General features: G+C 60.7%; 23 protein-coding genes. 14 read left to right on the top strand and 9 right to left on the bottom strand.

Translation table 11 applies throughout. The features are described from left to right. Positions 1-52 precede the first annotated feature (52 nt). The 5 genes from rarD to HBO41_RS20285 form a co-directional block, all read right to left on the bottom strand. Positions 53-937 carry an EamA family transporter RarD gene (gene rarD / locus HBO41_RS20305; RefSeq protein WP_017138019.1) on the bottom strand — a complete coding sequence of 295 codons (885 nt, stop codon included), beginning with the start codon at positions 935-937 and terminating at the stop codon, positions 53-55. 178 nt (positions 938-1,115) lie between these two features. Further along, complete coding sequence (locus HBO41_RS20300) at positions 1,116-2,090, bottom strand: serine/threonine protein kinase (RefSeq protein ID WP_056857817.1); 975 nt, start codon at positions 2,088-2,090, stop codon at positions 1,116-1,118. A gap of 167 nt (positions 2,091-2,257) precedes the next feature. After that, positions 2,258-4,156, bottom strand: coding sequence for a PhoX family phosphatase (locus HBO41_RS20295; protein WP_017138021.1), 1,899 nt, complete (start codon positions 4,154-4,156; stop codon positions 2,258-2,260). A 79-nt stretch (positions 4,157-4,235) separates the two neighbouring features. Beyond that, positions 4,236-5,000: a TOBE domain-containing protein gene (locus HBO41_RS20290; protein ID WP_169987501.1), complete on the bottom strand. Its 765-nt coding sequence runs from the start codon at positions 4,998-5,000 to the stop codon at positions 4,236-4,238. A 57-nt stretch (positions 5,001-5,057) separates the two neighbouring features. Next, on the bottom strand, positions 5,058-5,795 hold the full coding sequence (locus HBO41_RS20285; protein ID WP_138451640.1) for a ComF family protein: 738 nt from the start codon (positions 5,793-5,795) through the stop codon (positions 5,058-5,060). A gap of 114 nt (positions 5,796-5,909) precedes the next feature. Here HBO41_RS20285 and bioB point away from each other — a divergent pair, with 114 nt between their 5' ends. The 10 genes from bioB to HBO41_RS20235 all read left to right on the top strand — a co-directional run bounded on the left by bioB (position 5,910) and on the right by HBO41_RS20235 (position 18,445). Then, a complete protein-coding gene (gene bioB / locus HBO41_RS20280; RefSeq protein ID WP_017138024.1) occupies positions 5,910-6,965 on the top strand; it encodes a biotin synthase BioB in 1,056 nt (351 codons plus the stop codon). A gap of 156 nt (positions 6,966-7,121) precedes the next feature. Continuing rightward, entirely contained in the window at positions 7,122-8,303 is a 1,182-nt protein-coding gene (gene bioF / locus HBO41_RS20275) for an 8-amino-7-oxononanoate synthase (protein ID WP_169987499.1), read from the top strand. After that, positions 8,296-9,027: an alpha/beta fold hydrolase gene (locus HBO41_RS20270; protein WP_017138026.1), complete on the top strand. Its 732-nt coding sequence runs from the start codon at positions 8,296-8,298 to the stop codon at positions 9,025-9,027. Before bioF ends, HBO41_RS20270 begins: the two co-directional genes overlap by 8 nt. Next, the gene (gene bioC / locus HBO41_RS20265; protein WP_017138027.1) at positions 9,020-9,832 is read left to right on the top strand and encodes a malonyl-ACP O-methyltransferase BioC; all 813 of its coding nucleotides are present in this window, start codon (positions 9,020-9,022) and stop codon (positions 9,830-9,832) included. The genes HBO41_RS20270 and bioC overlap by 8 nt, the downstream gene beginning before the upstream one ends. Beyond that, the gene (bioD, locus tag HBO41_RS20260; protein ID WP_017138028.1) at positions 9,829-10,509 is read left to right on the top strand and encodes a dethiobiotin synthase; all 681 of its coding nucleotides are present in this window, start codon (positions 9,829-9,831) and stop codon (positions 10,507-10,509) included. Before bioC ends, bioD begins: the two co-directional genes overlap by 4 nt. A gap of 106 nt (positions 10,510-10,615) precedes the next feature. Further along, positions 10,616-10,897 carry a hypothetical protein gene (locus HBO41_RS20255; RefSeq protein ID WP_017138029.1) on the top strand — a complete coding sequence of 94 codons (282 nt, stop codon included), beginning with the start codon at positions 10,616-10,618 and terminating at the stop codon, positions 10,895-10,897. Positions 10,898-11,246: 349 nt separating this feature from the next. After that, entirely contained in the window at positions 11,247-13,052 is a 1,806-nt protein-coding gene (locus HBO41_RS20250; protein ID WP_017138032.1) for a phenylacyl-CoA dehydrogenase, read from the top strand. Positions 13,053-13,258: 206 nt separating this feature from the next. Then, positions 13,259-14,548: a diguanylate cyclase gene (locus HBO41_RS20245; RefSeq protein WP_017138033.1), complete on the top strand. Its 1,290-nt coding sequence runs from the start codon at positions 13,259-13,261 to the stop codon at positions 14,546-14,548. 90 nt (positions 14,549-14,638) lie between these two features. Continuing rightward, positions 14,639-16,408 carry an acyl-CoA dehydrogenase C-terminal domain-containing protein gene (locus HBO41_RS20240; protein ID WP_169987497.1) on the top strand — a complete coding sequence of 590 codons (1,770 nt, stop codon included), beginning with the start codon at positions 14,639-14,641 and terminating at the stop codon, positions 16,406-16,408. 258 nt (positions 16,409-16,666) lie between these two features. Continuing rightward, positions 16,667-18,445 carry an acyl-CoA dehydrogenase C-terminal domain-containing protein gene (locus HBO41_RS20235; RefSeq protein ID WP_169987495.1) on the top strand — a complete coding sequence of 593 codons (1,779 nt, stop codon included), beginning with the start codon at positions 16,667-16,669 and terminating at the stop codon, positions 18,443-18,445. Positions 18,446-18,671: 226 nt separating this feature from the next. On the opposite strand, the gene HBO41_RS20230 is transcribed toward HBO41_RS20235, so the two are convergent. Beyond that, a complete protein-coding gene (locus HBO41_RS20230) occupies positions 18,672-19,571 on the bottom strand; it encodes a LysR family transcriptional regulator (RefSeq protein ID WP_017138036.1) in 900 nt (299 codons plus the stop codon). A gap of 209 nt (positions 19,572-19,780) precedes the next feature. On the opposite strand from HBO41_RS20230, the gene HBO41_RS20225 reads away from it, so the two are divergent. The 4 genes from HBO41_RS20225 (at position 19,781) to HBO41_RS20210 (ending at position 21,858) form a co-directional block, all read left to right on the top strand. After that, a complete protein-coding gene (locus tag HBO41_RS20225; protein ID WP_169987492.1) occupies positions 19,781-21,040 on the top strand; it encodes an aminotransferase class III-fold pyridoxal phosphate-dependent enzyme in 1,260 nt (419 codons plus the stop codon). A gap of 105 nt (positions 21,041-21,145) precedes the next feature. Next, positions 21,146-21,301 (top strand): hypothetical protein, encoded by a 156-nt coding sequence (locus tag HBO41_RS20220; RefSeq protein WP_157786506.1) that lies wholly within the window; start codon positions 21,146-21,148, stop codon positions 21,299-21,301. Beyond that, positions 21,285-21,605, top strand: coding sequence for a DNA-binding transcriptional regulator (locus HBO41_RS20215; protein WP_017138039.1), 321 nt, complete (start codon positions 21,285-21,287; stop codon positions 21,603-21,605). The genes HBO41_RS20220 and HBO41_RS20215 overlap by 17 nt, the downstream gene beginning before the upstream one ends. Positions 21,606-21,699: 94 nt before the next feature. Beyond that, entirely contained in the window at positions 21,700-21,858 is a 159-nt protein-coding gene (locus tag HBO41_RS20210) for a YqaE/Pmp3 family membrane protein (RefSeq protein WP_003194776.1), read from the top strand. A 5-nt stretch (positions 21,859-21,863) separates the two neighbouring features. Here the strand turns inward: HBO41_RS20210 and pqqE are convergent, their stop codons facing one another. Genes pqqE through pqqC form a run of 3 tightly spaced genes read right to left on the bottom strand, consistent with a single transcriptional unit; the run spans position 21,864 to position 24,011 of the window. Continuing rightward, positions 21,864-22,994 (bottom strand): pyrroloquinoline quinone biosynthesis protein PqqE, encoded by a 1,131-nt coding sequence (gene pqqE / locus HBO41_RS20205; protein WP_017138040.1) that lies wholly within the window; start codon positions 22,992-22,994, stop codon positions 21,864-21,866. Then, positions 22,987-23,262, bottom strand: a complete 276-nt coding sequence (gene pqqD / locus HBO41_RS20200; protein WP_099550412.1) for a pyrroloquinoline quinone biosynthesis peptide chaperone PqqD — start codon at positions 23,260-23,262, stop codon at positions 22,987-22,989. The genes pqqE and pqqD overlap by 8 nt, the downstream gene beginning before the upstream one ends. Further along, positions 23,259-24,011: a pyrroloquinoline-quinone synthase PqqC gene (gene pqqC, locus HBO41_RS20195; RefSeq protein WP_017138042.1), complete on the bottom strand. Its 753-nt coding sequence runs from the start codon at positions 24,009-24,011 to the stop codon at positions 23,259-23,261. Before pqqC ends, pqqD begins: the two co-directional genes overlap by 4 nt. Positions 24,012-24,018 lie beyond the last annotated feature (7 nt).

Genomic DNA, 24,018 nt, shown 5'->3' with positions numbered 1-24,018 from the left:
ATGCCTGCAAGCCACGTGCACTGTGGCTTGCAGAGGTTTGTACGTTATTTGATCAGCGTTTGCGCACCGTCAGCCATGCATCCAGGCTGTAAACCACCAGGCCCGCCCAGATAAATGCGAAAGCAATCAGCGTGCTGGTCGCCAGGTGTTCACCGAACAGCAGCACCGCTTCCAACAGCACCAGCGTCGGCGCCACGTATTGCAAAAAGCCCAGTGCGGTGTAGGGCAAATGCCGTGCGGCGGCGTTGAAACACACCAGCGGAATCAGCGTAACCGGGCCTGCGGCCACCAGCCACCAGGCTTCGGAGGTGCTCCAAAATTCAAGCTGCGCACTATGGGCCGATGGGTTGAACAACAACCAGGCGACGGCGATCGGCACCAGCATCCAGGTTTCCACCACCAGCCCTGGCAGCGCCTTGACCGGCGCCTGTTTGCGGATCAAACCGTAAAAGCCGAAGGTCAGTGCCAGCACCAGCGACACCCACGGCAGACTGCCGACTTGCCACACTTGCTGCGCCACACCCACCGCCGCCAGCCCGACGGCGATCCATTGCAGGCGGCGCAGGCGCTCGCCCAGGATCAGCATGCCCAGCAGCACATTCACCAACGGGTTGATGTAGTAACCCAGGCTCGCTTCCAGCATGCGCCCGCTGTTCACCGACCACACATAGGTCAGCCAGTTGGCCGCAATCAACGAACCACTGAGTGCCAGGATCGCCAGGCGCTTGGGGTTGTCGCGCAGTTCACGGAACCAGCCGGGGTGCTTCCACACCATCAACAGCAAACCGCCGAACAGCGCTGACCACAAGACGCGGTGCACGATGATTTCGGCGGCGGGAACACTGGCGATGGCTTTGAAATAAAGTGGGAAAAGACCCCAGATGACATAGGCACTCAGGCCCAGGATGTACCCTTTGCGGGGGTTGGCGGCGTGCATTGCAGAATCCTTGCTCAGGCAGCTTACAAAGCGCGATTGTAAGGATTTTTGTCAGGCAAGGCAGGGGCTTTTCTGTGGGAGCTGGCTTGCCTGCGATGAAATCACCTTAGTACCACTGATACACCGAGTTGTCTGAATCGCAGGCAAGCCAGCTCCCACACCGGTGGTGTACTGCTCTTTAGAAGAGTTTGAGGGGTTCTTCATTGAGCGCCGACAGTTGCTCACGCAACGCCAACACCTGGTCGCCCCAATACCGCTCGCTGCCAAACCACGGAAAGCTGTGGGGGAATGCCGGGTCATCCCAGCGCCGGGCCAGCCAGGCGCTGTAGTGCATCAGGCGCAAGGCGCGCAGGGGTTCGATCAAGGCCAGTTCGCGTGGGTCGAAGTCGTGGAACTCCTGGTAGCCGTCCATCAATTCCGACAGCTGGCCCAGGCATTCCTGACGGTCGCCCGCGAGCATCATCCACAGGTCCTGCACGGCCGGGCCCATGCGGCAGTCGTCCAGGTCGACGATGTGGAACATCTCGTCGCGGCACATCATGTTGCCGGGGTGGCAGTCGCCGTGCATGCGGATGTTCTTGTGCGGTGTGGCCTTGTACACCTCTTCCACGCGCTTGAGCAGGTCGCGCGCGACAGACTCGTAAGCGGGCAGCAGGCTTTTGGGAATGAAATTGCCTTCAAGCAAGGTGTTGAGGGAATCGTGACCGAAGTTCTTCACACCCAAGGCTTCGCGGTGTTCAAACGGGCGGGTGGACCCCACCGCGTGTAAACGGCCGAGCAATTGCCCGAGGCGATACAGCTGATCCAGGTTGCCCGGCTCCGGCGCCCGACCGCCACGGCGTGGGAACAGGGTGAAGCGAAAGCCCGCGTGTTCGAACAGGCTTTCGCCGTTATGCACCAGCGGTGCAACCACCGGCACTTCGCACTCGGCCAGTTCGAAGGTGAAGCGGTGTTCTTCCAGGATCGCTTCGTTGGTCCAGCGCTGCGGGCGGTAGAATTTGGCGATCAGCGGCTCGGAGTCTTCGATGCCCACCTGATACACGCGGTTTTCGTAGCTGTTAAGCGCCAACACGCGCGCGTCGCTGAGAAAGCCGATGCTTTCGACGGCGTCGAGTACTAAATCGGGGGTGAGTGTTTCAAACGGGTGGGCCATGCGAACTCCTGCGCGCAGCAGGGCGCCGCGTCCGGCCGGGTATGGTAACGCACCAACGCTGAGATAGGTGGCGACTGTGCCATTGCCATCGCAGGCAAGCCAGCTCCCACACTTGAGCGTGGAATGCGCTCAAAGGTGGGAGCTGGCTTGCCTGCGATGAGGCCCTGTCAGGCGCCGACTATCCCACCATCATCCCGCCGAATCGCCATCACCGACGAGCGCGGCTTGCCGTTTGGCAGATGCTCCGGCCAGGTCGAACCCCCGGTTTCCCCCGGATGCTGAATCCCCACAAACAGGGTCTTCTGGTCCGGCGAGAAGCTGATGCCTGTAACCTCGCACGCCACCGGCCCGACCATGAAGCGGCGGATTTCCCCGGTGTTGGGGTCGGCGCAGAGCATCTGGTTATTGCCCATGCCGGCGAAGTCGCCCTTGTTGCTGTAGTCGCCGTCGGTGAGGATCCACAGGCGCCCTGCCTTGTCGAACCCCAGGCCGTCGGGACTGTTGAACATGTTTTGCGGGTTGATGTTGGACGAGCCGCCTTTTGGCGTACCGGCATGCACACCGGGGTTGCCGGCCACCACAAACAAATCCCAGGTGAAGGTGTTGGCGCCGTGGTTATCCGCGTCGGCTTTCCAGCGCAGGATCTGGCCATACACGTTTTTCTCACGCGGATTCGGCCCGCCCACCGGCTGGCCGTCTTCACCGCGTTTGGCGTTGTTGGTGAGCGTGCAATACACCTGGCCGTCGGTGGGGCTGACCACGATCCATTCCGGGCGGTCCATGCGTGTGGCTTTCACCACACTGGCGGCCAGGCGCGCGTGGATCAGCACTTCGGCCTGGCTGGCAAACCCCGAGCTGGCGTCGATGCCGTTTTTGCCGTGGGTGAGTTCGACCCATTCGCCTTTGCCCTTGGGGTGGTCGGCATTGCCGTCGCCGGCATCGAAAATCGCCACGTACAGGGTGCCGTGGTCGAGCAGGTTCTTGTTGGCTTTGGGGTTGTGGTGGTTGATCGGATCGCGGCTGACGAACTTGTAGATGAACTCGCCACGCTCGTCGTCGCCCATGTACACCACGGCGCGGCCATCACGGGTTTCTGCCAGTGCGGCGTTTTCGTGTTTGAAGCGGCCCAGGGCAGTGCGCTTGACCGGTGTGGATTGCGGGTCGAACGGGTCGATTTCCACCACCCAGCCGTGGCGATTGAGTTCGTTGGGGTTCTTGGCCATGTCGAAGCGCGGGTCGTGCAGGTGCCAATTGATCTCACGGCTGGCGGCCACCACGCCGTAGCGCTTTTGCCCGGCGTCGAAGCTTTGTTGCGGGTTGCTGCTGCCAAAGCAGTCGGTGAAGTTCTCTTCGCAGGTCAGGTAGGTGCCCCATGGCGTCTTGCCGTTGGCGCAGTTCTGGAAGGTGCCAAGGGCTTTTTTGCCGGTTTTGTCGGCGCTGGTTTTCAGCCAGGCATGGCCGGCAGCGGGGCCACCCAGGCGGATCGGCGAGTTACCGTGGATGCGGCGGTTGTAGCGCGAGTCCTGCACGAACTGCCAGGTGTCGCCCTTGCGCCGCACCTCTATCACCGACACACCTTCGCTGGCCTGGGCCTTGCGCACGTCTTCAGCCGATTGCGGCGCGCCGCCATGGGCGTAGAGGTAGCGGTAGTTGGTGTATTCGTTGTTGATGGCCATCAGCGCACGGTTGTTGTCACCGGGGAAGGCGAACAGGCTCATGCCGTCGTTGTTGTCACCGAACTGCTGTTCCTGGGCCTTGGCAGTGCCATTGCCGGACGGGTCGAAGGCTGGCGCGTTCTTGTGCAGCGGCTGGCCCCAACTGATCAGTACCGAGGCGGAGTAACCCGGCGGCAAGGTGATGGCGTCGCTGGTGGCCGCAGCGATGCTGGCAAAGCCCAGCAAGGGGCTGGCGGTGGCAGCGTTCACGGCCATTGCGCTGCGCGTGAGCAGGTTGCCACCCAGGAACATCGCGGCACCGCACAGGGCGCCGGCGCCGATAAAACGGCGGCGGGTGAGGCCGACCATCTGTTCAAGGTCGGTGGCTTGGTTTTCTTCTAATAGGCTCATTTCAGGCTCCCTGCGGTTTTTGCAGACACCTTAAGGAGCGCTCGTGACGAATTTGTTGCAGCTTAAAGATGGCGGGCGCCTAAACCGGTGTGCCGAGCAGCACATTGTTGGGTGAGAATTGCACCTGGACTTGGCCGCCTTCGACGACACCCAGTACCTGGAGCGCGGCGGGCTGCGCCAGGGCGCATAAAACCTGGCCGTTGGGCAGGGTGATGCGCACTTCGCTGGGGCCGTCATCGGCGTCGAGAATCGTCTCGATCACACCGCTCACGCAATTGTGTCCAGGTGTTGCAGCCTGCCCGATGGCGAGCAATTCCAGCCATCCGGCCTTGATCAAGGCGACCACTTCAACGCCGGTTTCCAGCTCCAGCCGCTGCGTGCTGTCGTGAGTGATCTGCGCACTCAGGCTCAAGCCGCCCGAGAGTTGCAGGCGAATCAAGTCATTGCGGCCCTGGTGTTCGATGGCGCTGACCTGGCCGTGCAGTTGGTTGCGCGCGCTGGTGCGCAACATCAGGCGGCCGAGCAGGTTGAAGTCGCTCGCGTCCTCATCCGAACCCAGCACCTCGGCCTGCAACACTTGCAGGCGTTGGTACAGGCGCAGCACGCGCTCACCTTCGGCCGTCAGCTTGGCGCCGCCGCCGCCTTTGCCGCCGACGCTGCGCTCCACCAGCGGCTTTTTCGCCAGGTTGTTCAACTCGTCGATCGCATCCCACGCGGCCTTGTAACTCAGGCCAGCGCTCTTGGCTGCGCGGGTGATCGAACCCTGCTCGGCAATATGCGCCAACAGGGCGATGCGCTGGGGGCGGCGGATGATGTGTTGGCTGAGGGAGGTCGGCAGAGACATGTGGATACGCTTCGATAAGGTCAGCGGACGTTGCAGGCGCGGCGCACGCGAGTCAAGTCATGAGCCTGGTTTTGGCGTGCGGGCCAGACAGTACACATCGACCTGACGAGCGCCGGCGTCCATCAATAGGCGGGCCAGGCTGTGGGCGGTGGCGCCGGTGGTGAGTACGTCGTCCACCAGCGCAAAGTGGCGGCCCTGCACCTGGGCGCCGGGTGCCAGCGCAAACGCGGTGAGCAGGTTGCGTTGGCGGGTCTTGGCGTCGAGGGCTTGTTGCGCGACGGTTTCATGGGGGCGTAACAACAGGTGTTCATCGTGTGGGAGGTCGAGGTCTTCGCTGAGCCAGCGGGCCAACATCAACGATTGGTTGAAGCCGCGCTCACGCAGACGCTTGCGCGCCATGGGCACCGGCAGCAGGCAGTCGGGGCGGGTGAGTGCGGTGTTGTCGAAACGGTGTTGCAGATACTGGCCCAGCAAGTGTGCGAGCAGATGACCCAGTGGCCAGCGCGACTGGTGTTTGAAGCGGCTGATAAGGGTGTCGACGGGGAAACCGTAGGTCCAGGGTGCGATCACCTGTTTATAGGCAGGCGGCTTTTTTTGACAGGGGCCGCAAATCAAACCCTCCATCGGCAGGGGCAGGGCGCACACCTCGCAATGCTCCAGCAGCCAGGGCAGCTCGGTTTCGCAGGCGTTGCACACAGTGTGGTTGGAGTTTGTTGCTTCATCGCAAATTAAACAGGTCTGGTTGTTTTCTAACCAGATGTAAACCTGATGTTTGTATCTGAGTTGACAGTGCATGAATCTTCCTTAAATATGCCGAGCATCCGTGTCGTGACTGACTGTGGGTATTGCGGGTATTGCCGGTATTGCCCTTCCCACAGCGTAAGCCCAAGCATAATCAAGGAATCGCCCATGAGCGCCAGCACCTCTGCCACCCTGCGTCACGATTGGTCTTTAGCCGAAGTCAAAGCGCTGTTTGTGCAACCCTTCAACGACCTGTTGTTCCAGGCGCAGACCGTGCACCGCGCGCATTTCGACGCCAACCGCGTGCAGGTCTCGACCTTGCTGTCGATCAAAACCGGCGCCTGCCCGGAAGATTGCAAATATTGTCCGCAGTCGGGCCACTACAACACCGGTCTGGAAAAAGAAAAGCTGATGGAGGTGCAGAAGGTCCTCGAAGAGGCCGCTCGCGCCAAAGCCATCGGTTCGACGCGCTTCTGCATGGGCGCCGCCTGGAAGCACCCGTCGGCCAAAGACATGCCCTACGTGCTGCAGATGGTCAAGGGCGTGAAGGCCATGGGCCTGGAAACCTGCATGACCCTCGGCCGTCTCGACCAGGACCAGACCGAAGCCCTGGCCCAGGCCGGCCTGGACTACTACAACCACAACCTCGACACCTCGCCTGAGTTTTACGGCAGCATCATCACCACCCGCACCTACGGAGAGCGCCTGCAAACCCTGGCCTACGTGCGTGATTCGGGGATGAAGATCTGCTCGGGCGGCATCCTCGGCATGGGCGAGTCCCTCGACGACCGCGCCAACCTGCTGATCCAACTGGCCAACCTGCCGGAGCATCCGGAGTCGGTGCCGATCAACATGCTGGTGAAAGTCGCCGGTACGCCGCTGGAAAACGCCGAAGACATCGACCCGTTTGACTTTATCCGCATGCTCGCCGTGGCGCGCATCCTGATGCCGCAATCCCATGTGCGCTTGTCGGCCGGCCGTGAAGCGATGAACGAGCAGATGCAGGCCCTGGCGTTTTTCGCCGGTGCCAACTCGATCTTCTACGGCGACAAGTTGCTGACCACCGCCAACCCGCAGGCCGACAAGGACATGCAACTGTTCTCGCGCCTGGGGATCTTGCCGGAGGCGCGTGAAGAGCACGCCGATGAAGTGCATCAGGCAGCGATTGAGCAGGCGTTGGTGGAGCAAAAGAGCAGCGAGCAGTTCTATAACGCGGTGGTTTAACGCCTCTCTCCACATTTGAAACGCAATCCAACTGTGGGAGCTGGCTTGCCTGCGATAGCGGTCTTCCAGGCATATTGATACTGAATGTGCTGCCGTCATCGCAGGCAAGCCAGCTCCCACATTGGATCGGGTTCAACCTGATCTGCCGAGGCCTGCATGTCTTTTGATCTCGCCGCGCGCCTCGCTGCCCGCCGGGCCGAACACCTTTATCGCCAACGCCCTTTGCTTGAGAGCCCGCAAGGCCCGCAAGTGGTGGTGGATGGCCAACCGCTGCTGGCATTCTGCAATAACGACTACCTGGGCCTGGCCAATCACCCGCAAGTGATCGAAGCCTGGCGCGCCGGGGCGTCCCGCTGGGGCGTGGGCGGTGGCGCTTCGCACCTGGTGATCGGCCATGCCACGCCGCACCATGAACTCGAGGAAGCACTGGCCGACCTCACAGGGCGCCCGCGTGCACTGCTGTTTACGACCGGCTATATGGCCAACCTGGGCGCGGTCACCGCGTTGGTGGGGCAGGGCGATACGGTGCTGGAGGACCGGCTCAACCACGCCTCGCTGCTGGACGCCGGGCTGTTGTCCGGGGCGCGTTTCAACCGCTATCTGCATAACGACGCCAGCAGCCTGGCCAAACGCCTGGAGAAGGCGACCGGCAATACGCTGGTGGTCACCGATGGTGTGTTCAGCATGGACGGCAATCTGGCCGACCTGCCTGCGCTGGCCCGTGAGGCACGCGCCAAAGGCGCCTGGTTGATGGTTGATGACGCCCATGGCTTCGGACCGTTAGGTGCTACGGGCGGCGGCATCGTCGAGCATTTCGGCTTGAGCCAGGAAGACGTGCCGGTATTGGTCGGCACCCTCGGTAAAGCGTTCGGCACCGCCGGAGCGTTTGTGGCGGGCAGTGAAGAGCTGATCGAAAGCCTGATCCAGTTCGCCCGGCCCTACATCTACACCACCAGCCAGCCACCGGCATTGGCCTGCGCCACTTTGAAAAGCCTGGAGCTGCTGCGCACCGAGCACTGGCGGCGTGAGCACCTCAATGGTCTGATCCGCCAGTTCCGCCAGGGCGCCGAGCAGCTTGGCCTGCGGTTGATGGACAGCTTCACGCCGATCCAGCCGATCCTGATTGGCGACAGCGCCACCGCCATGCGCCTGTCGCAGATGCTGCGCGAGCGCGGCCTGATGGTGACAGCCATCCGCCCACCGACTGTGCCGGCCGGCAGTGCGCGTTTGCGCGTGACACTGACAGCGGCCCACAGCGCGGCCCAGGTGCAGCTATTGTTAAGCGCATTGGATGAGTGTTTCCGGTTGTTAAGTATTACGGAGCCCGACCATGCGTGATCGACTGGTATTACTGCCCGGTTGGGGGCTCGGCGTTTCACCGCTGGAGCCTTTGGCTGGCGCCTTGCAGGGTTTGGACGAACACCTGCAAGTGCATATCGAACCGTTGCCGGTGCTGGCTTCCAGCGATCTGGATGAATGGCTCGACGAACTCGACGCCACACTGCCGGACAACGCCTGGTTGGGCGGCTGGTCCCTGGGCGGCATGCTCGCTTCCGAGTTGGCGGCGCGGCGCGGCGAGCGCTGCTGCGGGCTGCTGACATTGGCGAGCAACCCGTGTTTTGTCGCCCATCAAGGCTGGCCCAGTGCGATGCCTGCCGAGACGTTCGATGCGTTCCTCGCGGGTTGCCATGCCGATTCTCAGGTCACGCTCAAACGCTTTGGCCTGCTGTGTGCCAAGGGCGCTGCCGACCCGCGCGGGCTGTCGCGCCTGTTGGTCAGTGGGGCGCCGAATACGTTGTCGAGTGTGTTGATGCCGGGCCTGGAACTGCTTGCTCAACTGGATACCCGCGCCGCTTTGCAAGCGTTTCGTGGCCCGCAACTGCACCTGTTTGCGGGGTTGGACGGTTTAGTGCCCGCTGAAGCCGCGGGTGATCTATTGGCCCTGCTGCCCGATGTAGAAATCGGCCTGATTGAACAGGCCGGTCACGCTTTTCTTCTGGAAGACCCTCACGGTGTAGCGGGGGCCATCCAGGCTTTTTTGCATGAGTGTGTTGATGACTGATTTATCCCAGCCCCCACTGCCGGGCGGTTTGCCGGACAAGCGCCAGGTGGCGGCCTCGTTTTCCCGCGCAGCAGCCAGCTACGACAGCGTCGCCGAGTTGCAGCGCGCAGTCGGGCATGAGCTGTTGTCTCGCTTGCCAGCTGCCATCGCGGCCAGACGTTGGCTGGATGTGGGCTGCGGCACGGGTTATTTCAGCCGTGCACTGGGCGAACTGTTGCCTGCAAGCCAAGGCGTAGCGCTGGATATTGCCGAGGGCATGCTCAACCATGCGCGGCCTTTAGGGGGCGCGCAGCACTTTATTGCGGGGGATGCAGAACGCTTGCCGCTTGCAACTGAGAGCTTCCAGCTGCTGTTCTCCAGCCTGGCGGTGCAGTGGTGCGCGAATTTCGACGCGGTGCTCAGTGAGGCCTGTCGTGTGCTGCAACCCGGGGGCGTCTTCGCATTTGCGAGCCTGTGCGTGGGCACCCTGGACGAGTTGCGCCAAAGCTGGCGTGCGGCGGATGGCCTGGTTCACGTCAACCGCTTTCGCACCTTCGAGGCTTACCAACAGCTGTGTGCTGCCAGCGGTTTGCGGGTGCTGAGCCTGGAGCGCCAGCCTCACGTGTTGCACTACCCGGATGTGCGCAGCCTGACCCACGAACTCAAGGCGTTGGGCGCGCATAACCTCAACCCCGGTCGCCCGGGAGGGTTGACGGGGCGCGCGCGGATTGTTGCACTGGTGCACGCTTACGAGCAGTTCCGCCAGGCCCAGGGCCTGCCCGCCACGTACCAAGTGGTGTATGCCGTACTGGAGAAACCGTTATGAGCGCCGCTTATTTCATCACCGGCACCGACACCGATGTGGGCAAAACCACCATCGCCGCCGGGCTGCTGCATGCCGCGCGGCTGGCGGGTAAAAGCACCGCCGCCGGAAAACCGGTGGCCTCAGGCTGCCAGCTCACCCCAAAAGGTTTGCGCAACGCCGACGCCTTGGCACTGCTGGCCGAATGTTCGCTGCCGTTGACCTATGCCGAGGTCAACCCGGTGGCCTTTGAACCCGCGATTGCGCCGCACCTGGCCGCGCGGGAGGCGGGTGTGGCGCTCACGGTGCAATCACTGTTGAAACCGATGCAGCACATACTCGCGCAACACGCCGATTTCACCTTGATCGAAGGCGCAGGCGGCTGGCGGGTGCCGTTGGCCGATCAGGACAACCTGTCGGACCTGGCCATGGCGCTCAAGCTGCCGGTGATCCTGGTGGTGGGCGTGCGTCTGGGCTGTATCAGCCATGCGCTGCTCACCGCCGAAGCCATCGCGCGGGACGGTTTGCCGTTGGCGGGTTGGGTGGCAAATATCATCGACCCCAAGACCTCTCGTCTGGAAGAGAACCTCGCAACCCTGGCTGAGCGGTTGCCTGCGCCGTGCCTGGGGCGGGTGCCAAAGCTCAAGCAGGCCAGCGCGAAAGTGGTGGCCGAGTACCTGGAATTGGACCTGCTTGACTGATTTTGGCTATCGCTAAGGCATTATGCCATTAGTGTTTTTGACGGGCGTTTTGCCAGGATGTCTGCTTCAATTCAAGTTCACGATTCTCTAAAGGCAGGCTTACGCCATGGAAATCTCTGGAAGCAGCGCGTTTTATTCGGGGCTGAGCACTATTCAGGCCGGGCAGAACCGCGTCGACCAGGCCGCCGGCAAAATTGCCGGCGCCGCGACGACCCAGCCCTCGGATGCACAAAGTGATCGTCTACAAGCCAACGATCGCGCCCAGCCGTCCAACTCGGCGAGCAACATGGTCGAAATGGCCCAAGGCAAGTTTCAAGTGGAGCTGGGCGCGAAAGTTGCCAAGGCTTCGGATGAAATGCTTGGCACGTTGATCGATACCTACGCTTAACTTTCTATCGGCACACGCCGGCTCTTCTGTGGGAGCTGGCTTGCCTGCGATAGCATCGACTCAATCTTCCTGATATACCGCGGCGCCTGTATCGCAGGCAAGCCAGCTCCCACACAAGCCAGCTCCCACATTGTCCTGTGTCATCTCGTTGAACTTCTAAACTCCTTTTAAGCGTGGCATCCCGCCGCAGGCCTTGCCGTGCGTGGCATTGATGCGCGTCATGACAAACGGCTTCGGCGCGATGCTTGACAACCTCAGGTCGTAAACGTATGTTTCAAACACCTGTTTGACCGCCATAACAAATCCACGCGGTTGTTCATCCCAGATACATCAGCAGAGGTTTATCGCTATGCCTGACTACAAGGCCCCCTTGCGTGATATTCGCTTCGTTCGTGACGAACTGCTCGGTTATGAAGCGCACTATCAGAGCCTGCCGGCTTGCCAGGACGCTACTCCGGACATGGTTGACGCCATTCTTGAGGAAGGCGCCAAGTTCTGTGAGCAAGTGCTGGCACCGTTGAACCGCGTGGGTGACATCGAAGGGTGTACCTGGAGCGAGTCAGGCGTAAAAACCCCTACTGGTTTCAAAGAAGCCTACAAGCAGTTCGTCGAAGGCGGCTGGCCAAGCCTGGCCCACGACGTGGAGCACGGTGGCCAAGGCCTGCCGGAATCCCTGGGCCTGGCCGTGAGCGAGATGGTCGGCGCCGCCAACTGGTCGTGGGGCATGTACCCTGGCCTGTCCCACGGTGCGATGAACACCATCTCCGAGCACGGCACCCCGCAACAGCAAGACGCTTACCTGACCAAGCTGGTTTCGGGTGAGTGGACCGGCACCATGTGCCTGACCGAGCCGCACTGCGGCACCGACCTGGGCATGCTGCGCACCAAGGCCGAACCTCAGGCTGATGGTTCCTACAAAGTCTCCGGCACCAAGATCTTCATCTCGGCCGGTGAACACGACATGGCCGACAACATCGTCCATATCGTACTGGCCCGCCTGCCGGACGCACCGGCCGGCACCAAGGGTATTTCGCTGTTCATCGTGCCTAAATTCCTGCCGAACGCAGACGGCTCGATCGGCGAGCGCAACGCGGTGACCTGTGGTTCCCTGGAACACAAGATGGGCATCCACGGTAACGCCACCTGCGTGATGAACTTCGACGCGGCCACCGGTTTCCTGATCGGCCCGGCGAACAAAGGCCTGAACTGCATGTTCACCTTTATGAACACCGCTCGCCTGGGCACCGCGCTGCAAGGCTTGTCCCACGCCGAGATCGGCTTCCAGGGCGGCCTGAAATACGCTCGCGACCGTCTGCAAATGCGCTCGCTGACTGGCCCGAAAGCGCCGGACAAAGCCGCTGACCCGATCATCGTGCACCCTGATGTGCGCCGTATGCTGCTGACCATGAAAGCCTTCGCTGAAGGCAACCGGGCGATGGTGTACTTCACCGCCAAGCAAGTGGACATCGTCAAGTACGGCACCGACGACGAAGCCAAGAAGCAAGCCGACGGCCTGCTGGCGTTCATGACCCCAATCGCCAAGGCGTTCATGACCGAAGTCGGTTTTGAATCGGCCAACCACGGCGTGCAGATCTACGGCGGCCACGGCTTTATCGCCGAGTGGGGTATGGAGCAGAACGTTCGTGACAGCCGCATTTCGATGCTGTACGAAGGCACCACCGGCATCCAGGCACTCGACTTGCTGGGCCGTAAAGTGCTGATGACTCAAGGCGAAGCGCTCAAGGGCTTCACCAAGATCGTGCACAAGTTCTGCCAGGCCAACGAAGGCAACGAAGCCGTCAAAGAATTCGTTGCACCGCTGGCGGCACTGAACAAAGAGTGGGGCGAGTTGACCATGAAGGTCGGTATGGCCGCGATGAAAGACCGTGAAGAAGTCGGTGCCGCCTCGGTGGACTACCTGATGTACTCCGGCTACGCGTGCCTGGCTTACTTCTGGGCCGACATGGCACGCCTGGCTGCTGAAAAACTGGCTGCCGGCACCACCGAAGAGGCGTTCTACACCGCCAAGCTGCAGACGGCGCGCTTCTACTTCCAGCGCATCCTGCCGCGTACCCAGACCCATAAGGTCACCATGCTGTCGGGCGCCAACAACCTGATGGACATGAAAGAAGAAGACTTCGGCCTGGCTTACTAAGCCCTGCCGGTCTCCTGAAAACCGCCGCTTCTTTTGGAAGCGGCGGTTTTTTTATGTGCGGCGATAAAAAACACAGCACAGCACTCAGGGATTGCGCGTGGCTGCCGTTACAGTGATGGCAATGTGATACAGGTCACATTGAATGTGCTTAACTGTGCTCAGTGAAGGCACTGTGCCATCTTTCTGGGCGGGTCGGAGCTTTACCCTTGTCACGCGTGTCCGCTGTACGGTTCAGTCATTTTCTCCCTTCGTTGCTGCTGTTGCTGGCCGGGCTCTCGGCTGCGTATGTCAAAGACCTCAGCGTGTTCTTTACCTCGCTGTTCAATGTGCTGCCGACCTTGGTGCTGTTGCTCGGCGGCGCGTACTGCGCGGTGTATCGGCGCCAGCGTGAGCTGTTTCTGATGATCACGGTGTACGTCGTTTACTTCCTGCTCGACACCCAGACCGATTATTACCGCGATAACGGCCGCGTCCGTGAAGACGCCGCGGTGGTGTTCCATCTGTGTTGCTTGCTGTTGCCGTTGCTGTTCAGCATTTACGCGCTGTGGCAGGAGAAAACCCACCTGTTCCGCGACTTTGTGGCGCGCTGCGCCGTGCTTTTTGCGTTTGGCAGCGTAGCCCTGGCGCTTGAGCAGAGTTTCCCCCAAGCCTTGCTGAACTGGCTGGCGGAGATTCGCTGGCCGGCGCTGCATGGCAGCTGGATGAGCCTGATCCAGCTGTCGTACCCGATGTTCCTGATTGGTTTTGTCACCCTGGCGGCGCAGTACTGGTATCAGCCGCGGCCCTTGCACGCGGCGCAACTGGTGGGTTTGCTGGGGCTGTTCTGGATGTTGCCGCAAACCTTTATCCTGCCGTTCACGCTGAACATCATGTGCAGCCAGGTAATGCTGATGATTGCCGCCGGCGTGGCGCACGAGGCTTATCAGATGGCCTTTCGCGATGAACTCACCGGCTTGCCGGGGCGGCGCGCGCTCAATGAGCGCATGCAACGGTTGGGGCGCAATTATGTGTTGGCAATGAGCGACGTCGATCACTTCAAGCGCTTTAACGACACCCACGGCCACGATGTCGGTGACCAAGTGCTGCGGCTGGTGGCCAGCAAATTGTCGAAGGTCAATGGCGGTGGGCGTGCCTATCGTTATGGCGGGGAAGAGTTTGCCGTGGTGTTCGCCGGCAAGACGTTGGACGAGTGCATGCCGCACCTGGAAGAGATTCGCGAGATCATCGCCAACTACGCCATCAAGCTGCGCAACCCGGACCGTCCCCACGACGACCAGCAGGGCCGCCAACGCCGGGTGGGCAGTGGCGCCTCGAGTGTGTCGGTGACGGTCAGCATCGGCGTGGCCGAGCGCCAGGTCGAGCAGCGCACGCCTGAAGAAGTGCTCAAGTCCGCCGATCAGGCGCTCTACGCGGCCAAGGGCGCGGGGCGTAACTGCGTGGTCGCTGCCGGGCAAACCCGGCGCGGCGCGGTGCGCATGGAGAGCGCTGCCGGTTGAGTGATGGCGGTGTATTCAGCGGTTCTACAGTGATTGTTCGAGGCGATGACCGGCAGTAGGTTGAAAGTATCTGCTGCCGGAGACATTGCCATGCCTGAGTACAAAGCTCCCCTGCGCGACATGCGCTTTCTGATCGACAACGTGTTTGATTTTCACGGCCACTACGCCGCCTTGGGCGCCACCGACGCGAGCCCGGATATGGTCAGCGCGATTCTCGAAGAAGGCGCCAAATTCTGCGAAAACGTGCTGTCGCCGCTCAATCGCAGTGGCGATGAAGAAGGCTGCCACTTCGACAATGGCGTGGTCACCACGCCCAAGGGCTTCAAGGAAGCTTTCGCCCACTACGTGGAAGGCGGCTGGCATGGCGTGGCGGCTGACCCGGCTTACGGGGGCCAGGGCTTGCCGCTGTCCCTGGGCCTGGTGCTCAGCGAAATGATCGGCTCCAGCAACACCTCCTGGGGCATGTACCCGGGTCTCACCCACGGTGCAATGTCGGCGATTCACGCCCACGGCACTGAAGAACAGAAAGCCACCTACCTGACCAAACTCACCGCCGGCGAATGGACCGGCACCATGTGCCTCACCGAAGCCCATTGCGGCACTGACCTGGGGTTGATCAAGACCCGCGCCGTGCTCCAGGCGGACGGCAGTTACGCGGTCACCGGCAGCAAGATCTTTATCTCGGCCGGCGAGCACGACATGAGCGCCAATATCATTCACTTGGTGCTGGCCAAACTGCCGGACGCCCCGGCGGGCACCAAAGGTATCTCGTTGTTTATCGTGCCCAAGTTCCATGCCGATTCAGGCGAGCGCAACGCGGTGCACTGTGGTTCCATCGAGCACAAGATGGGCATCAAGGCCTCGGCCACCTGCGTGCTGAACTTTGACGGCGCCAAGGGCTTTTTGATTGGCGAGGCGAACAAGGGCCTCAATTGCATGTTCACCATGATGAACCACGCGCGCCTGGGCACTGGCATGCAGGGTTTGTGCAATGGTGAGGCGAGTTTCCAGGGCGCGATCAAATACGCCAACGACCGCCTGCAAATGCGCTCGCTGACCGGCGCCAAGGCCCCGGATAAAGCCGCCGACCCGATCATCGTGCACGCCGACGTGCGGCGCATGTTGCTGACCATGAAGGCCTTCAACGAAGGCAATCGGGCGCTGACCTACTTCACTGCCCAACTGCTCGACACCGCGCACTTGAGCAGTGACGCCGCCCAACGCCAGGAGGCCGAAGACCTGTTGGCGTTCCTCACGCCTATCTGCAAAGCCTTTATGACCGAAACCGGGCTGGAGGTGACCAACCACGGTATGCAGGTGTTCGGCGGCCATGGCTACATTCGCGAATGGGGCATGGAGCAACTGGCGCGTGATGCGCGGATTGCGCCGATCTATGAAGGCACTAATGGCATCCAGGCGCTCGACTTGCTGGGCCGTAAGGTCCTGGGCAGCCAGGGCAAGTTGCTGCGCGGGTTTACCAAACTTGTGCATAAGTTCTGCGCGGCGAATGCCGAGCACCCGCAGCTCAAGGCCCAGGTTGAGCAGCTCAACCAACTGAACCAGCAATGGGGCGAGCTGACGATGAAGGTCGGCGTGGCTGCCATGAAAAACCCGGATGAAGTGGGCGCGGCGGCGGTGGATTACTTGATGTACAGCGGTTACATCATTCTGGCGTACCTGTGGTTGCGCATGGCCATTACGGCCCAATCGCATGACGACGCAGCGTTCGCCCAAGCTAAATTGGCCACCTGCGATTTCTACTTCAAGCGCTTGTTGCCGCGCACTGCAACGCACCGCGCCGCTGTGGAGGCGGGCAGTGAGTGCTTGATGAGCTTGCCTGCGCAGTTGTTTGCGCTTTAGGCGCGATTGATTCACTGCGGTCAAAATGTGGGGCTGGCTTGCCTGCGATGGCATCAACTCGGTGTAACTGATAAACCGAGGTGCCGGCATAGCAGGCAAGCCAGCTCCCACAGAAGTCCATATTGGATTCGTGATATGACCATTAAATACCTAATGGTCACTAACGGACCCTATGTGTCTCAAATGTTGTTCGGTTACACTCGAAGCCTGTAAAACCGATCCTATCGAATCACTTTTCCTGTTCTCACGAGGTTTGCCATGGCTGATTACAAAGCGCCGCTGCGTGATATGCGCTTCGTCCTCAACGAAGTTTTTGAGGTCGCCAACACCTGGGCCCAATTGCCGGCATTGGCAGACACCGTAGATGCCGAAACCGTTGAGGCGATCCTTGAAGAAGCCGGCAAGGTCACGGCCAAATCCATCGCGCCGCTCAGCCGTAATGGCGACGAGCAAGGTTGCCGTTGGGCGGACACTGCCGTCAGCACGCCGGATGGTTTCCCACAGGCTTATAAGACCTACGCCGAAGGTGGCTGGGTGGGCGTCGGCGGCGACCCGATCTTCGGCGGCATGGGCATGCCCAAGGCCGTCTCGGCGCAAGTTGAAGAGATGATCAACTCATCGAGCCTGGCGTTTGGCCTTTACCCGATGCTGACCTCCGGCGCCTGCGTCTCCATCAACACCCACGCCAGCGAAGCGCTCAAGGCTACCTACCTGCCGAAAATGTATTCGGGTGAGTGGGCAGGTTCCATGTGCCTGACGGAAGCGCACGCCGGGACTGACCTGGGCATTATCCGCACCAAGGCTGAGCCTCAGGCGGACGGGTCCTACACCATCAGTGGCACCAAGATCTTTATCACCGGCGGCGAGCATGACCTCACCGACAACATCATCCACCTGGTGCTGGCCAAACTGCCGGATGCACCGGCCGGGCCAAAGGGCATTTCGCTGTTTCTGGTGCCGAAGTTCATGGTCAATGCCGACGGCAGCCTGGGCGCGCGCAACCCGGTGAGTTGCGGCTCCATCGAACACAAGATGGGCATCCAGGCATCCGCGACCTGCGTGATGAACTTCGATGCAGCCGTGGGTTACCTGGTGGGCGAGCCGAACCGTGGGTTGGCGGCGATGTTCACCATGATGAACTACGAGCGTTTGGGTGTGGGTATCCAGGGCCTGGCGTCGGGTGAGCGCTCTTATCAAAACGCGATTGAATACGCGCGCGACCGTCTGCAAAGCCGCTCGCCGACCGGCGCCCAGGCCAAGGACAAAGTGGCCGACCCGATCATCGTGCACCCGGATGTGCGCCGCATGTTGCTGACCATGAAAGCCTCGAACGAAGGCGGTCGTGCGTTCTCCACCTATGTGGCCACGCAATTGGACATCGCCAAGTTCAGTGAAGATGCCGCCGCTCGCGAACGTGCAGACAACCTGGTGGCGCTGCTGACACCTGTTGCCAAGGCCTTCCTCAGCGACCTTGGCCTGGAAACCACCGTGCTCGGCCAGCAGATCTTTGGCGGCCACGGCTACATCCGCGAGTGGGGCCAGGAGCAGTTGGTGCGGGATGTGCGCATCACGCAGATCTACGAAGGCACCAACGGCATTCAAGCGCTGGACTTGATGGGGCGCAAGATCGTTGGCAGTGGCGGGGCGTTCTACACCTTGTTCGCTGACGAGATCCGCCAGTTCATCGCGGCTTCAGGCGCCGAGTTGAGCGAGTTCACCCAACCGCTCAGCGCTGCCGTGGATAACCTGGATGAGTTGACCGCCTGGGTGCTGGACCGCGCCAAGACCAACCCGAATGAAATCGGCGCGGCTTCGGTTGAGTACCTGCACGCCTTTGGCTACATGGCCTATGCCTATATGTGGGCGCGCATGGCCAAGGCCGCGCTGGGCAAAGAGGCTGAGGAAGACTTCTACGCCAGCAAGCTGGGTACCGCGCGCTTCTACTTTGCCCGCCTGCTGCCGCGCATTCATTCACTGAGTGCGTCGGTAAAAGCCGGTAGTGAATCATTGTTTTTGCTGGATGAAGCACTGTTCTAAGGGCTTGGAGGGCGTGTAAGCATTCTCTTACATGACGTGCTGCTATTCGTCCTCTATCGCCAAATTGGATCCACGGATAATCTACTTCACATGGACGTCGCGCAGGAAGCGCAAAGCAACAACACGGACACGTAGGATTCTGCCAGGATGGCGGAGTGAAATGGATGTCAGGGAAACAGTCTGCAAAGCCCCGCTTCGGCGGGGTTTTCTTTTGCCCGCGAAAAAGTCAGGCGCCTGCCTGTGGGGCATTCATTACGTCTTCGAGCAGGGTGCGCAATAACGCCACCGTCGCTTGTTGGCGCTGCACATCGCGGCACACCAACCCCACTTTCAGCGGCACCCTGGGTTCACTCAAGGGCTTCCACAGCAGTGCCTTGCTGTTGTGTTCATCCTGGGAGCGCCCCGGCAATACGGTGGCGAGCTGGGTATGAGGCAGGCTATCGAGAATCCCTGCCATCGTATTCAACTCCGCCTGCACTTGTGGCCGTCGTCCTAAATTGGATAACTGGCCTTGCCAGATCTGGCGCACCTGAAACTCTTCCCCCAACAGCAGCATCGGCAACTCCGCCGCCTGTTTCAGCGAGACTTTCTTGAATTCCCGCAATGGGTGGTCTTCGGGGATGACGACCTTCAGTTCATCTTCGTACAGCAACACGCCGGTTAACCCCGGCTGACGGGGAGGCAAGTAGCTGATGCCGATATCCAGCGAACCGTTGAGCAAACGCCGCTCAATTTCAATCCCGGTCAACTCATAGATCTGCACCACCAGATGCGGTTGGGCTTTGCGCACGCGCTCGAGCATCTGCGGGACCAGGCTGGTGTGCACGGTTTGCAGCACGCCAATGGCCAAGGTGCGCATCGCCTGGCCCTTGAAGTTGCGCAAGGCCTCGACGGCTTGCTGCATGCCGTCGATCAGCGGCAAGGCGTGGTTGTACAAGGTGTGTGCCGCCAGTGTCGGCAACAGGCGCTTGCTGCTGCGCTCGAACAGGCTGACATCCAGGTTCTGCTCCAGCTGGCGAATCTGTTGCGACAAGGCCGGTTGCGAGATCGACAAACGCTCGGCGGCACGGCCCACGTGGCCTTCCTCATACACCGCGACGAAATAACGCAGTTGCTTGAAATCCATAAGACTTACTTATCGAAAAAGCTGGAAAATCGAAATGGCCGATGGCCCCTCGGACGCCTAGTCTAGCGCCTATTCGCAGGGCTTACAGGGCCGGATCGGGCAATGAACAGCGTTTATGTTGATAGCATTTACATAGGCAAGGCAAAAAACCTCAAGGGTGTGTTTGTACGGGGCGTCGACCAAGGCCCGGTTGCTATTGGGGGTGAGCTGTGAATCTGTTTCGTCGCCCTGCGCCGAGCCTGGACGATTTGATCGTGAACGCGCGCCATGACGGCTTCAGTAAATCCCTGATGCCGACTGTGGCAAGGCCCGCGCAGGTGTTTGTGCGTGGCCAGGGCTCCTGGCTCTGGGACAGCGACGAGCGCGCCTATCTGGATTTCAGCCAGGGCAGCGCCGCCAACAGCCTCGGTCATAGCCCGCAGGTATTGATCAAAGCCCTGGCCGATCAGACTCATATGCTGATCAACCCTGGCAACGGCCTGCACAACCGCGCCCAACTGAACCTCGTCGATCGGCTGTGCGATCACACCGGCAGCGACCAGGGTTACCTGCTCAACAGCGGCTCGGAAGCCTGTGAAGCCGCGATCAAACTGGCGCGTAAATGGGGCCAGCTGTATCGCGGTGGTGCCTATCGCATTATCAGCGCCAGCGGCGGCTGTCATGGGCGAAGCTTTGCGGCACTGGCAGCCTCGGCGAGTGCCGGCGGCAACCGTTTTGAGCCGCAACTGCCGGGTTTCAGCCATGTGCCCTTCAACGACTTGCCGGCGCTGCACGCCGCCGTCGATGCCCAAACGGTTGCCATCATGTTGGAGCCGATCCAGGGTGAAGCTGGCGTTATTCCTGCTACCGAGCACTATTTGAAGGGCGTCGAGCGCCTGTGCCGCGAACTGGGGATCCTGCTGATCCTCGATGAAGTGCAAACCGGCATTGGCCGTTGCGGCAGCCTGCTGGCTGAACAACAGTACGGCGTGCGTGCCGACATCATCACCCTCGGCAAAGGCTTGGGCGGCGGTGTGCCGTTGGCGGCGTTGCTGGCGCGCGGCAAGGCTTGTTGTTTCGAAGCGGGGGAACTGGAGGGTACGCATCACGGCAATGCTTTGATGGCGTCTGCCGGTACAGCCGTACTCGACGTCGTGTTGGAAAGCGGTTTTCTCGAACAGGTACGCGAATCCGGCCTGTACCTGGGAGAAGGCCTTGCCCGGCTGGCCTATCGATACGGCCATGGGCAACTACGCGGCAACGGACTCCTGTGGGGCCTGACGCTGTCAGATGATTCTGCGGATGCCGTGGTAAAGGCCGCATTGCACGAAGACCTGATCCTTATCGCCCCGCAACCCGACTGTTTGCGTTTTACTCCAGCCTTGAACGTCAGCAAAAGCCACATCGACGAAATGCTCCTGCGCCTGGCGCGCGCGTTCTCCCGCGTGCGTACCGCCCAACTGCAATGTCGCAAGGGCATCGCCGTTTAACCTCTTATTCCTGAACCGTCTCGCGGCATACGCGGCGCCTCCAGCCTGATTCTTTTGGCTGGGGGCGTTTTTTTGTTCGTGAAATTTTTGGATTGAAAACGTTGATTGAGCATCCGTGAAAACAATGGCTTTATCAGTCAAAAAGATTTGATTTGGTTTCGGGCGATGGCAAAAACTTATGAAAGCTTAAACGACACACAAGTCCAGCAATTACTGGATTTAAGGGAGTTTGTGGAGATTCATCATGATCAAAAAATATGAAAGTGAAGCGCTGGAGTCGATTCATAAATCTGCCGTAGCACTTCATTCAATTGGAGCAATCAGCAAAACCACCCTCCGAGAATATGACGAAGCGTGCTTATCGGCCGTCCCTGAACAAATTCCGGCCGAGCAGATCAAGCAGCTGCGTGAAAGCAGTCATGTCAGTCAGCCCGTTTTCGCTCGCTACCTCAACACCAGCGCCTCCACCGTGAAAAAGTGGGAGTCCGGCGAAAAACAACCCAGCGGCATGGCGCTCAAGTTACTGAGCATCGTACAGAAACACGGCCTGGAGATTCTGGCCTGAAGATGGCCCAATGCCAGATCCCACTGAACCCTCACGAACGCCCAAGGTCGATTAGCTACACGGCTCACACGAGCCGATTTTTTGGAGCTTACCCATGGACATCATTCGTATCATCATCGCTATCCTGCTGCCGCCATTGGGTGTGTTCCTGCAAGTGGGTTTCGGCGGCGCGTTCTGGCTGAACATCCTGCTGACCCTGTGCGGTTACTTCCCCGGTATCATCCACGCGGTGTACATCATCGCCAAGCGCTGAGGCCGTCAGCCTTTTGCGATGAGCCGTGAATTGCGCTCGTTGCGAAAGGCCAACTGCTCGATGGTCTGGGTGGCATGCTCGGCTTCTTCCCGCGCCTTGAGGATGATGCCGTGCTGCTCGGACTTGCTGCACACCGGGTCGGCATTGCTCGCATCGCCCGTGAGCATGAACGCCTGGCAACGGCAGCCGCCGAAGTCCTTTTCCTTTTCATCGCATGAACGGCACGGCTCGGGCATCCAGTCGTAGCCGCGAAAGCGGTTGAAGCCAAACGAGTCGTACCAGATGTGCTGCATGCTGTGGTCGCGCACATTGGGAAATTGCACCGGCATCTGTCGGGCGCCGTGGCAAGGCAGGGCGGTGCCGTCCGGCGTCACTGTCAGAAAGATGCTGCCCCAGCCGTTCATGCAGGCTTTCGGGCGTTCCTCGTAGTAATCCGGTGTCACGAATATCAGCTTGCACGGGTGGCCTTCGGCTTCGAGCTTGGCGCGGTATTCGTTGGTGATGCGTTCGGCGCGTACCAGTTGTTCCTGGGTCGGCAGCAAGCCCACACGGTTGAGTTGCGCCCAGCCGTAGAACTGGCAGGTGGCAAGCTCGACGAAATCTGCCTCCAGTGCGATGCACAGCTCGATAATGCGGTCGATCTTGTCGATATTGTGCCGATGGGTAACGAAATTCAGCACCATCGGATAGCCGTGGGCCTTCACCGCGCGGGCCATTTCCAGCTTTTGCGCGAAGGCTTTTTTCGAGCCGGCGAGCAGGTTGTTCACCTGTTCATCGCTGGCCTGGAAGCTGATCTGGATGTGGTCCAGGCCCGCCTTCTTGAAGTCGCTGATCTTCTGCTCGGTGAGACCGATGCCCGAGGTGATCAGGTTAGTGTAGAAACCCAGCTTGCGCGCCTCGGCGATCAGTTCGGCAAGGTCCTGGCGCACCAGCGGTTCACCGCCGGAAAACCCCAGTTGCGCGGCGCCCATTTCCCGCGCTTCGCGAAACACCTTGATCCACTGCTCAGTGCTCAGCTCTTTACCCTGCTCGGCAAAATCCAGCGGGTTGGAGCAATACGGGCACTGCAACGGGCAGCGGTAAGTCAGCTCGGCGAGCAGCCACAGTGGCAGGCCGATCGGTGGCTTTTCAGGCAAGTTCGATCCAGTGCTCAGCACGGGCGACCTCCATGAAATCCTCAATGTCTTTACCGAGTTCAGGCACGCCGGGGAATTGTTTATCCAGCTCGGCGATGATGGCGGCCACGTCGCGCTCGCCGTCGATCAGCCCGCCGATCAAGGCGGCGCTGTCGTTGAGCTTGATCATGCCTTCGGGGTAGAGCAACACGTGGCCTTTTTGCGCGGGCTCGTACTGGAAACGATAGCCCTGGCGCCAGGTTGGTGTTTTGCTGCGATCAAAGCTCATAGGGTGATCCCTTTATGCCAGACCCGCTGCTCGGTCACGCTGTGATACGGCGGGCGTTTGAGTTCGTAGGCCATGCTCATGGCATCCAGCATGCTCCACAGGATGTCGAGTTTGAACTGCAGGATTTCCAGCATGCGTTCCTGGCCTTCGCGGGTGGTGTAGTGCTGCAGCGTGATCGCCAAACCATGCTCTACGTCGCGACGGGCCTGGCCCAGGCGGGTGCGGAAATACTCGTAACCGGCCGGGTCGATCCACGGGTAGTGCTGCGGCCAGCTGTCGAGGCGCGACTGGTGGATCTGCGGCGCGAACAGTTCGGTCAGCGAGCTGCTGGCAGCTTCCTGCCAGCTGGCGCGGCGGGCAAAGTTGACATAGGCATCCACCGCAAACCGTACGCCGGGCAGTACCAGTTCCTGGGAGCGCAACTGGTCGGGGTCGAGGCCGACGGCCTGGCCCAGGCGCAGCCAGGCTTCAATACCGCCGTCTTCACCGGGCGCGCCGTCGTGGTCGAGCAGACGCTGGATCCACTCACGGCGGATCTCGCGGTCCGGGCAGTTGGCCAGGATCGCGGCGTCTTTGAGCGGGATGTTCACCTGATAGTAGAAACGGTTGGCGACCCAGCCCTGGATCTGCTCGCGGGTGGCGCGGCCTTCATACATCGCCACGTGGTACGGGTGATGGATATGGTAGAAGGCGCCTTTGGCCCGCAGGGCGGCTTCGAACTCGGCGGTGGTCAACGGTGTGTCAGTCACTTCGTCT

It is taken from the genome of Pseudomonas sp. WS 5146 (genome assembly GCF_012985495.1).
Taxonomy (GTDB): Bacteria; Pseudomonadota; Gammaproteobacteria; order Pseudomonadales; family Pseudomonadaceae; genus Aquipseudomonas; species Aquipseudomonas edaphica.
Note: the sequence above shows the minus strand (reverse complement) of the source record. Positions and strands in the feature narration are given on the sequence as shown.